This window comes from Streptomyces murinus, assembly GCF_002154555.1.
In the GTDB taxonomy this organism is placed as follows: domain Bacteria; phylum Actinomycetota; class Actinomycetes; order Streptomycetales; family Streptomycetaceae; genus Streptomyces; species Streptomyces murinus.
In genome coordinates this window covers 1-8,932 of sequence record NZ_MUNF01000399.1, presented here as the reverse complement: position 1 = coordinate 8,932, position 8,932 = coordinate 1, and the positions used below count along the sequence as shown (strand labels likewise).

Here is an 8,932-nt window from a genome sequence, read left to right as displayed (position 1 = left end):
CCGCGACCACCGCCCCCGCCAACCAACCGACGACCAGCCCGCGTTGACACCCTCGCCTACGACCGATCCGGCTCCGGAGACAGCTTCACCCTAGTGATCGGCGAGTAGTTCGACCTCGATGGCGAGCGCGCCGAGCGCTTCCTTCTCGGGTGGGTAGATGGCCCGGATGTCGGCGAGCTGCTGGTCGCGGCCGGCAGTGGGGTTGACCGGGGACGAGCCCTCTCCGTCGAGCAGGGCCTCGAAGCCGGGGTACTCGGTGACCCGCTTGACCCGCACGTCGCAGGTCTCGTCGGTGCCCTTGGCACGGAAGCGGACGATGTCGCCTGCCGCGAGGTCGGCCAGGTGCGGGTACTTCACCCGCACCTCGACGGTCTTGACGCCCGCGGCGACGAGGTCGAAGTACCGGCGGTAGAGGTTGAGCTCGCGGACACGCGCAGAGGCGTCGGGCATGGGGTGGGCACGCTCCTGGTGACTGGTGCGTCGAGCCGGGGCGGAACAGGATGGCGGGGCGCCCGCGCATGCACAAGGGGGCCCCGCCGGACATGCCGACGGGGCCCCTTGCGGTGGGAGAAGAAGGGTCAGGCCTTCTTCGTCTCCCAGAAGATCTTGTCGATCTGGGCGATGTAGTCGAGCGCCTTCTGGCCCGTCGCCGGGTCGGTGGACGCCTTGGCGGCCGAGAGGGCCTTCAGGGTGTCGTTGACCAGCTGGTGCAGCTCGGGGTACTTCTCGAAGTGCGGGGCCTTGAAGTAGTCGCTCCAGAGGACGGAGACGTGGTGCTTCGCGAGCTCCGCGCGCTGCTCCTTGATGATGGTGGCGCGGGCCTGGAAGTGGGGGTCGTCGTTGCCGGCCATCTTGTCCTGGACGGCCTTGACCGACTCCGCCTCGATGCGGGCCTGGGCCGGGTCGTACACGCCGCAGGGCAGGTCGCAGTGGGCGCTGACCTTGACCTTGGGGGCAAACAGGCGGGAAAGCATGGAGCATTCCTTCCTCGTGATCGTCTTCTCAGGTGCGACATTACTCCCTGAGGGACCTGTTTTCCCGAGTGCCCCCTAGGGCTTAGGACAAAAGTCCGGGGTCAGACTGAGACTGGTGGAGGATCGGACCGGGGAGGTGCCGGGAATGCCGGAGCTGTCGCAGGAGAGCGAGCGGGGGAGGTCGCCCGCGCCGTTCGGGCTGGCCGAGGTGACGGGGCCGTCCATGGTGCCCACGCTCCAGCACGGCGATCAGCTGCTGGTGCGGTACGGGGGCGTCGTCAGGCCCGGTGACATCGTCGTACTGCGGCATCCGTTCCAGCAGGACCTGCTGGTGGTCAAGCGGGCCGTGGAGCGGCGCGAGGGCGGCTGGTGGGTGCTCGGGGACAATCCGTACGCGGGTGGGGACAGCACCGATTACGGGGTGGTGCCGGAGGAACTGGTGCTCGGGAGGGCCTGGCTGCGGGTGCGGCCGTTCAAGGCCGGTCAGCGTTCGCCGCTGGCCGTGCTGGGCTGGGCCGTCTCGGCGGTGCGGCCGCTGCTCGGGGACCGGTCGGCCTCCAGGCGCTTGCGGGCCCGGTAGGCGGCCACGTTCGCGCGGGTGGCGCAGCGGTCGGAGCAGTAGCGCCGGGAGCGGTTGGTCGAGGTGTCCAGGTAGGCGTTTCGGCAGGGGGCCGCCTGGCACAGGCCGAGCCGGTCCACGCCGTACGCGGTGAGGTGGAAGGCGAGACCCATCGCCGCGATCGCCGCGTAGCCCGCGGTGGCGTTGGAGGGGTGGTCGGCCAGGTGCATGTGCCACAGCGGGCGGTCGTCCTCGTCCCGGTGGTCGTGGCCGGAGATCTGGGGGCTGACCGGGAACTCCAGCAGCAGCGAGTTCAGCAGGTCCACCGCCAGCGTCTCGTCGCCCCCGTCGGCCGCCTCGAACACCGAGCGCAGCCGGGCCCGGACCGAACGGAAGCGGGTGACATCGGCGTCGGTGGCACGGCGGGCCGCGGACGCGTTGACGCCGAAGAGGTCACGGATGGCCTCGACCGAGGTCAGGCAGTCCTTGCCCCGGGCCGGTTCCTCGGTGTTGACGAGTCGTACGGCGTAATCCGAGTAATAGGCCAGTTCCACTTGTAGTCCTTACGGGGGCGCTCTATCGTCGTACCAGCGGTCGGGTAACAGTCGATCGTGCATCCAGGGTATTACGCGAGCGAGGGGAAAGGCGGGCTCCATGACCACGAGTACCGGAACCGACTGGGCGGCCTGGCAGAACAGCTGGGACCGGCAGCAGGAGTGGTACATGCCCGACCGCGAGGACCGCTTCCGGATCATGCTCGACATGGTCGAGGCCCTCGTCGGTACGGCGCCCCGCGTGCTCGACCTCGCCTGCGGCACCGGCAGCATCACCGCCCGGCTGCTGGCGCGCTTCCCCGAGGCCACCAGCACCGGTGTCGACCTCGACCCGGCCCTGCTCGCCATCGCGCGCGGCACCTTCGAGGGCGACGACCGGGTCTCCTTCGTGACCGCCGACCTCAAGGACCCCGACTGGGCGACGGGGCTGCCGTACGAGTCGTACGACGCCGTACTGACCGCGACGGCCCTGCACTGGCTGCACAGCGAACCCCTCGCGGACCTCTATGGCCGGATCGCGGAACTCGTGCGCGCCGGCGGTGTGTTCATGAACGCGGACCACATGATCGACGACAGCACGCCCCGGATCAACGCGGCCGAGCGCGCCCAGCGGCACGCCCGTATGGATCAGGCCAAGCGGGACGGCGCCCTGGACTGGGCGGAGTGGTGGCAGGTCGCGGCGAAGGACCCGGTGCTCGCCGAGCCGACCGCCCGCCGCTTCGAGATCTACGGCGAGCACGCCGACGGTGATGTGCCCCCGGCGGCCTGGCATGTGCGGACCCTGAAGGAGAAGGGCTTCGCCGAGGCCAGGCCCGTGTGGTGCTCCCCGTCGGACAGTCTGGTCCTCGCCGTGAAGTAGGCCCTCGGACGGGCAGGGCAGAGGGAAGGGGCGGTGCGTGCACCGCCCCTTCCGTGTCCGTTCGTTTCGGGGCCGGTTACAGCACCTTCGACAGGAACGACTGCGTCCGCTCGTGCTGCGGATTCGTCAGCACGTCCCGCGGATGGCCGGATTCGACCACGACACCGCCGTCCATGAACACCAGGCTGTCGCCCACCTCGCGGGCGAAGCCCATCTCATGGGTGACGACGACCATCGTCATACCGGACTCGGCGAGGTCGCGCATGACGTCCAGGACGTCGCCGACCAGCTCCGGGTCCAGGGCCGAGGTCGGCTCGTCGAACAGCATCAGCTTGGGGTCCATCGCGAGCGCCCGTGCGATCGCCACCCGCTGCTGCTGGCCGCCGGAGAGCTGCGAGGGGTAGTTGCCCGCCTTGTCGGCCAGGCCCACCCGCTCCAGGAGCTGCCCGGCACGCTCCCGCGCCTCGCCCTTGGCCACGCCCTTGACCTGGACCGGCGCCTCCATGACGTTCTCCAGCGCCGTCATGTGCGGGAACAGGTTGAAGCGCTGGAAGACCATGCCGATGTCCCGGCGCTTCATGGCGACTTCACTGTCCTTGAGCTCGTACAGCTTGCCGCCCTTCTGGCGGTAGCCGACCAGCTCGCCGTCGACGTACAGCCGCCCGGCGTTGATCTTCTCCAGGTGGTTGATGCACCGCAGGAAGGTGGACTTGCCCGAGCCCGAGGGGCCGATGAGGCAGAACACCTCGCCGGGGCGCACCTCCAGATCGATGCCCTTGAGCACCTCCACATGCCCGAACGACTTGTGGACGCCCTCCGCCCGGACCATCGCGGCGGTGCCCGCCGCCACGGAGTCCTGCTTGCTCAGCTTGTCGCTCATGCCATGACCTTCCTGCTGGAGAAGGTCGTCAGATGCGCCCTGACCTTCTGCCACGGGGTGGGCGGGAGGCTGCGGCTGGAACCGCGGGCGTAGTACCGCTCGATGTAGTACTGGCCCACGCTGAGCACCGAGGTCATGATCAGGTACCAGGCCGCGGCCAGGAAGTACATCTCCACCGGGGCGCCGGAGTTCTGGCCGATGTCCTGGGCGTAGCGGAACAGTTCGGGATACTGGACGGCCGCCACGAGCGAGGTCGTCTTCAGCATGTTGATGACCTCGTTGCCGGTCGGCGGCACGATCACCCGCATCGCTTGCGGGATGACCACCCGGCGCAGCGTCCTGGCGTGGCTCATGCCCAGCGCCTGGGCCGCCTCGGTCTGGCCCTCGTCCACCGCGAGCAGGCCCGCCCGGCAGATCTCGGCCATGTAGGCCGCCTCGTTCAGACCCAGGCCGAGCAGCGCCGTCAGCAGCGGCGTCATGAAGTTCGACCAGTAGTCCTTGTAGAAGGGCATCAGGTTGATGTACTCGAAGACCAGGCCCAGGTTGAACCACAGGAACAGCTGGACCAGGACCGGGGTGCCGCGGAAGAACCAGATGTAGAACCACGCGATGGACGAGGTCACCGGGTTCTTCGAGAGCCGCATGACGGCCAGGACGACACCGCCGACGATGCCGATCAGCATCGACAGGACCGTCAGCAGCAGCGTCTTGCTGACACCGGTCATGATCCGGTGGTCGAAGAAGTACTCCGGCACCGCATGCCAGTTGATCTTGCCCTGGCTGAAGGCGTTGATGATCGCGACGAGGATCGCGATGGCGACGACGGCGGACACATAGCGTCCGTAGTGCCGCACCGGGATGGCCCTGATGGCTTCCGGGCCGGCCGGGGGAGTGCCCTGCTCCCCGGCCGTCTTCTCTATGTCAGTCACGGATGTGCTGCCTCTCGGTGGCCGCTGGATACGCCGCGGGTCACTTGCCGCCGTTGATCACGGATTCCTTGACGGCGCCGTCCTGGGCGCCCCACTTCTCGAGGATCTTCTGGTACTCGCCGTTCTTGATGATCGCGTCCATCGCGGCCTTGAGCGCGTCCCGCAGCTGGCCGGACTCCTTGGAGACCGCGATGCCGTACGGCGCCGCCGAGACCTGGTCGCCGACGATCTGGAAGTCCTTGCCGCCGCCCGAGGTCTTCGCCGCGTACGCCGCGACCGGGAAGTCGGAGGAGGCCGCGTCCACGCCGCCCGAGCGCAGCCGGGTCTGGGACTGCTGGTCGTCGTCGAACGGCTCGATGGAGAGCTTCTTGCCGGCCGGACACTTCTTGGCCTCGGCCTTGGCCAGGTCCTCCGAGACGGTGCTGCGCTCGACGGCGATCTTCTTGCCGCACAGGTCGGACCAGCCGGTGATGCCCTGGGTGTCGCCCTTGCGCGTGTAGATCGAGACGCCGGCGGTCAGATAGTCGACGAAGTCGACGCCCTCGCCGACCTTCTTGCCGGTGTCCGGGTCGATGCCCTGCTGGCGGTCCTTGTTGTCGGTCATGGCCGACATGGCTATGTCGTAGCGGCCCGAGCGCAGGCCGGTGAGCAGGGCGTCGAAGGTGCCGTTGCGGAACTCGAAGGTCACCCCGAGCTGCTTGCCCAGCGCGGCGGCGAGGTCCGGGTCCAGACCGACGGCCTTGCCGCTGGAGTCCTTGAACTCCACCGGGGCGTACGCGATGTCCGAACCGACCAGGATCTTGCCCTTGCCGCGGATGGACTGCGGGAGCTTGCCGGCGAGCGGGGCACCGGACGAGGCACTGCCGGAGTCGTTGGTCTTGTCCTTGGTCTGGTCACCGCAGCCGGTGAGCAGCAGGGCGCCTGCGACCGCGATCGCACCGACCGCAGCCAGCCGGGGATGCGTGGCGGTCGAACGACGGGTGGAACGTGCGGTCATTGTGGATTCCTCCGGCGTATGCGAAGAGTTTGCCGCTGGGTAGACGAGAACACACACCATTGGGTGGCGCGACCTCGCGGGTTTACGGCATCTTGCCATTCGGACTACGCCATTCAGGGGCGCCGATATGTCAAAATCGGATAACGGGTGACCCCCGAACCCCATCAGGTCGGTACATCCTTGGTCTCTCGGTGCCATACCGCACCGGGCCACCTGCGCGAATCCCGTCCCACCGCCGGAAAACCTCCGGCACATCTCAACATGTGGACGACCGGACATGTGGGTGTCGTACGACCGTGTCGTGCGCCCGCCGCAGCCGTCCGGGCCCCGTCGAGTCCCGGAGCCCCGCGTCGCCGTCAGTGCGGCCGTCAGCGGTATGTCATCTCCGTGTGGCGAACTGGTTCCGAGATGTGACCTTGCACCTATTGGACTCGTCGTGAGCGCCGTCCGTCCGGTAAGAAGGTTCTTTACACCCCTCATCCGGGGCTCAGGGCGCGTGTGCGGCGCGCCCGTCGCGCATGACCCGTGCGTATCCGCAATCGGGCCCTGCGCGGTGCCCGCCCACCCCTCACCAGGAGTGGTCGACCCTCAAACCATGCATACCTAAGGGGTAGAACAAGTGGCAGCGGAGATCGTCAATCCTCGCAGCGACATCGGTACGGACCAGGACGGCGGGGCCGAGCCCCTCGATTCCTTCGATCCGGTGTTCGCTCTGCACCGCGGCGGCAAGATGGCTGTGCAAGCCACCGTGCCGGTCCGCGACAAGGACGACCTTTCCCTCGCGTACACGCCCGGTGTCGCTCGCGTGTGCACCGCGATCGCGGAACAGCCGGAGCTGGTCAACGACTACACATGGAAGTCCTCCGTCGTCGCCGTCGTCACCGACGGTACGGCGGTGCTCGGACTCGGGGACATCGGTCCCCAGGCCTCCCTCCCCGTGATGGAGGGCAAGGCGATCCTGTTCAAGCAGTTCGGCGGCGTCGACGCGGTGCCGATCGCGCTCGACTGCACCGGCGTGGACGAGATCGTGGAGACCGTCGTCCGGCTCGCTCCCTCCTTCGGCGGAGTCAACCTGGAGGACATCTCGGCGCCCCGGTGCTTCGAGATCGAGCGCCGCCTCCAGGAGCGCCTGGACATCCCGGTCTTCCACGACGACCAGCACGGCACCGCCGTGGTCACGCTGGCTGCGCTGCGCAACGCGGCGCGGCTCAGCGGCCGGGAGATCGGACAGCTGCGCGCCGTGATCTCGGGCGCCGGCGCGGCCGGTGTCGCCATCGCCAAGATGCTGGTCGAGGCCGGCATCGGCGATGTGGCGGTGGCGGACCGCAAGGGCGTCGTCTCCGCGGACCGCGAGGACCTGACCCCGGTCAAGCGCGACCTGGCCGGCTTCACCAACAAGGCCGGCATCAGCGGCACGCTGGCGGACGCGCTCAAGGGCGCGGACGTCTTCATCGGCGTCTCCGGCGGCACCGTCGCCGAGGAGGCCGTGGCCGGTATGGCCAAGGGCGCCTTCGTGTTCGCGATGGCCAACCCGAACCCCGAGGTGCACCCCGAGGTCGCGCACAAGTACGCGGCGGTCGTGGCCACCGGGCGCTCGGACTTCCCGAACCAGATCAACAACGTGCTGGCCTTCCCCGGGATCTTCGCGGGCGCGCTCCAGGTGCGGGCCACCCGGATCACCGAGGGCATGAAGATCGCGGCGGCAGAGGCGCTGGCCGCGGTGGTCGGTGACGATCTCGCGGCGGACTACGTGATTCCGTCGCCGTTCGACGAGCGGGTCGCTCCGGCGGTCACCGCGGCGGTGGCCGCGGCGGCGCGAGCCGAGGGCGTCGCGCGTCGCTGACGTCGGCTGAGATGGCCCCGCCCGATGACGGGCGGGGCCATTTCTTTCCCACCGGCCGACCTGGACCTCGCGTCGCACGGTGACCGTGAACGGCTTCGTGGCGAACTGCGCCGCCCGGGTGCCTCGTGCAAGAGGGCATGTGTCACAGCGCGGCCCGGTTCCCCTGGCCGCCCGGCCCACCTATCGTCGGCAGCATGTTCGCCGTCTACGCCGCCCGAATCGACCGCGACCAGCCGCTCTCCGGCCTTGAGTTGGGGGAGCGTCCGGCTCCCGAGGCCCGCCCCGGCTGGAGCACCATCGATGTGCGCGCCGCCTCCCTCAACCACCATGACCTCTGGTCCCTGCGGGGCGTCGGCCTCCCGGAGGACCGGTTGCCGATGATCCTCGGCTGCGACGCCGCCGGGGTCGACGCGGACGGCAACGAGGTCGTCCTGCACTCCGTCATCGGCCAGAGCGGCCACGGCGTCGGCCCGAAGGAGCCGCGCTCCATCCTGACCGAGCGCTACCAGGGCACCTTCGCCGAACAGGTCGCCGTACCGACCTTCAATGTGCTGCCCAAGCCGAAGGAACTGTCCTTCGCCGAGGCCGCCTGTCTGCCCACCGCATGGCTGACGGCGTACCGGATGCTGTTCACCAACGCGGGGGTACGGCCCGGGGACTCGGTCCTGGTGCAGGGCGCGGGCGGCGGGGTCGCCACGGCCGCGATCGTGCTCGGCAGGGCGGCGGGGCTGAAGATGTTCGCCACCAGCCGGGACGAGGCCAAGCGGAAGCGGGCCCTGGAACTGGGCGCGGTGGAGGCCGTGGAGAGCGGGGCGCGGCTGCCGCAGCGGGTGGACGCGGTCATCGAGACGGTGGGCGCCGCGACCTGGTCGCACTCGGTGAAGTCGCTGCGCCCCGGCGGGACGATCGTGATCTCCGGCGCGACCAGCGGCGACCGGCCCTCGCACGCCGAGCTGACCCGGATCTTCTTCCTCGAACTGAAGGTCGTCGGCTCCACCATGGGCACCAAGGACGAGCTGGAGGACCTGCTCTCCTTCTGCGCCACGACCGGCGTACGGCCCGTCATCGACGAGGTGCTTCCGCTGGACCGCGCCCGCGAGGGCTTCGAACGGATGGAGTCCGGCGGGCAGTTCGGGAAGATCGTACTGACGACGACCTGACCTCGCCGGTGACGTCCTGACCTCGGCGGTGGGGCGGGGGCTGGTCCAGTCCTTGCTCAGATCGCCCAGTTCCCTGGCCAGTTCGGTCAGGCCCTCGCGGACGCCCGCGGGCCAGTTGCCGCGCGCGAAGTGGTCCTGGACGCGGCGGGCGACCCGCTGCATCTCCTCCTGCGCCTG

The 8,932-nt window shown here is 69.2% G+C and carries 10 protein-coding genes and 1 pseudogene; 4 read left to right on the top strand and 7 right to left on the bottom strand.

All coding sequences use genetic code 11. The annotated features are described in order from the left end of the window. Positions 1-90: 90 nt before the first annotated feature. Positions 91-450 carry an ASCH domain-containing protein gene (locus tag CCN72_RS23690; RefSeq protein ID WP_086809386.1) on the bottom strand — a complete coding sequence of 120 codons (360 nt, stop codon included), beginning with the start codon at positions 448-450 and terminating at the stop codon, positions 91-93. 128 nt (positions 451-578) lie between these two features. Further along, positions 579-974, bottom strand: a complete 396-nt coding sequence (gene sodN, locus CCN72_RS23685) for a superoxide dismutase, Ni (protein WP_037660225.1) — start codon at positions 972-974, stop codon at positions 579-581. A gap of 145 nt (positions 975-1,119) precedes the next feature. Between sodN and sodX the strand changes: the two genes are divergently transcribed. Further along, complete coding sequence (sodX, locus tag CCN72_RS23680; protein WP_086809384.1) at positions 1,120-1,554, top strand: nickel-type superoxide dismutase maturation protease; 435 nt, start codon at positions 1,120-1,122, stop codon at positions 1,552-1,554. Here the strand turns inward: sodX and CCN72_RS23675 are convergent. Continuing rightward, positions 1,458-2,087, bottom strand: coding sequence for a CGNR zinc finger domain-containing protein (locus CCN72_RS23675; protein ID WP_086809382.1), 630 nt, complete (start codon positions 2,085-2,087; stop codon positions 1,458-1,460). The genes sodX and CCN72_RS23675 overlap by 97 nt on opposite strands. Before the next feature lie 100 nt (positions 2,088-2,187). Between CCN72_RS23675 and CCN72_RS23670 the strand changes: the two genes are divergently transcribed. Further along, entirely contained in the window at positions 2,188-2,946 is a 759-nt protein-coding gene (locus CCN72_RS23670; protein ID WP_086809380.1) for a class I SAM-dependent methyltransferase, read from the top strand. A gap of 76 nt (positions 2,947-3,022) precedes the next feature. Here the strand turns inward: CCN72_RS23670 and CCN72_RS23665 are convergent, their stop codons facing one another. Genes CCN72_RS23665 through CCN72_RS23655 form a run of 3 tightly spaced genes read right to left on the bottom strand, consistent with a single transcriptional unit; the run spans position 3,023 to position 5,752 of the window. Beyond that, the gene (locus tag CCN72_RS23665; RefSeq protein WP_085568738.1) at positions 3,023-3,775 is read right to left on the bottom strand and encodes an amino acid ABC transporter ATP-binding protein; all 753 of its coding nucleotides are present in this window, start codon (positions 3,773-3,775) and stop codon (positions 3,023-3,025) included. 47 nt (positions 3,776-3,822) lie between these two features. Continuing rightward, positions 3,823-4,755 carry an amino acid ABC transporter permease gene (locus CCN72_RS23660; RefSeq protein ID WP_037660234.1) on the bottom strand — a complete coding sequence of 311 codons (933 nt, stop codon included), beginning with the start codon at positions 4,753-4,755 and terminating at the stop codon, positions 3,823-3,825. A gap of 40 nt (positions 4,756-4,795) precedes the next feature. Beyond that, on the bottom strand, positions 4,796-5,752 hold the full coding sequence (locus tag CCN72_RS23655) for an ABC transporter substrate-binding protein (RefSeq protein WP_085566507.1): 957 nt from the start codon (positions 5,750-5,752) through the stop codon (positions 4,796-4,798). A 619-nt stretch (positions 5,753-6,371) separates the two neighbouring features. Here CCN72_RS23655 and CCN72_RS23645 point away from each other — a divergent pair. Both CCN72_RS23645 and CCN72_RS23640 read left to right on the top strand, forming a co-directional pair. Then, positions 6,372-7,595 (top strand): NAD(P)-dependent malic enzyme, encoded by a 1,224-nt coding sequence (locus CCN72_RS23645; RefSeq protein WP_085566508.1) that lies wholly within the window; start codon positions 6,372-6,374, stop codon positions 7,593-7,595. A gap of 194 nt (positions 7,596-7,789) precedes the next feature. Continuing rightward, on the top strand, positions 7,790-8,755 hold the full coding sequence (locus tag CCN72_RS23640) for a zinc-binding dehydrogenase (RefSeq protein WP_086809374.1): 966 nt from the start codon (positions 7,790-7,792) through the stop codon (positions 8,753-8,755). 45 nt (positions 8,756-8,800) lie between these two features. Here CCN72_RS23640 and CCN72_RS40755 read toward each other — a convergent pair. Then, positions 8,801-8,932, bottom strand: a pseudogene (locus CCN72_RS40755) (PadR family transcriptional regulator); the annotation flags it as partial.

Excerpts from the sequence above, each read along its gene's own strand:
- CCN72_RS23690 (WP_086809386.1), bottom strand. The coding sequence starts at position 450 with ATGCCCGACGCCTCTGCGCGTGTCCGCGAGCTCAACCTCTACCGCCGG.
- sodN (WP_037660225.1), bottom strand. The coding sequence starts at position 974 with ATGCTTTCCCGCCTGTTTGCCCCCAAGGTCAAGGTCAGCGCCCACTGC.
- sodX (WP_086809384.1), top strand. The coding sequence starts at position 1,120 with ATGCCGGAGCTGTCGCAGGAGAGCGAGCGGGGGAGGTCGCCCGCGCCG.
- CCN72_RS23670 (WP_086809380.1), top strand. The coding sequence starts at position 2,188 with ATGACCACGAGTACCGGAACCGACTGGGCGGCCTGGCAGAACAGCTGG.
- CCN72_RS23665 (WP_085568738.1), bottom strand. The coding sequence starts at position 3,775 with ATGGTCCGGGCGGAGGGCGTCCACAAGTCGTTCGGGCATGTGGAGGTG.
- CCN72_RS23655 (WP_085566507.1), bottom strand. The coding sequence starts at position 5,752 with ATGACCGCACGTTCCACCCGTCGTTCGACCGCCACGCATCCCCGGCTG.
- CCN72_RS23640 (WP_086809374.1), top strand. The coding sequence starts at position 7,790 with ATGTTCGCCGTCTACGCCGCCCGAATCGACCGCGACCAGCCGCTCTCC.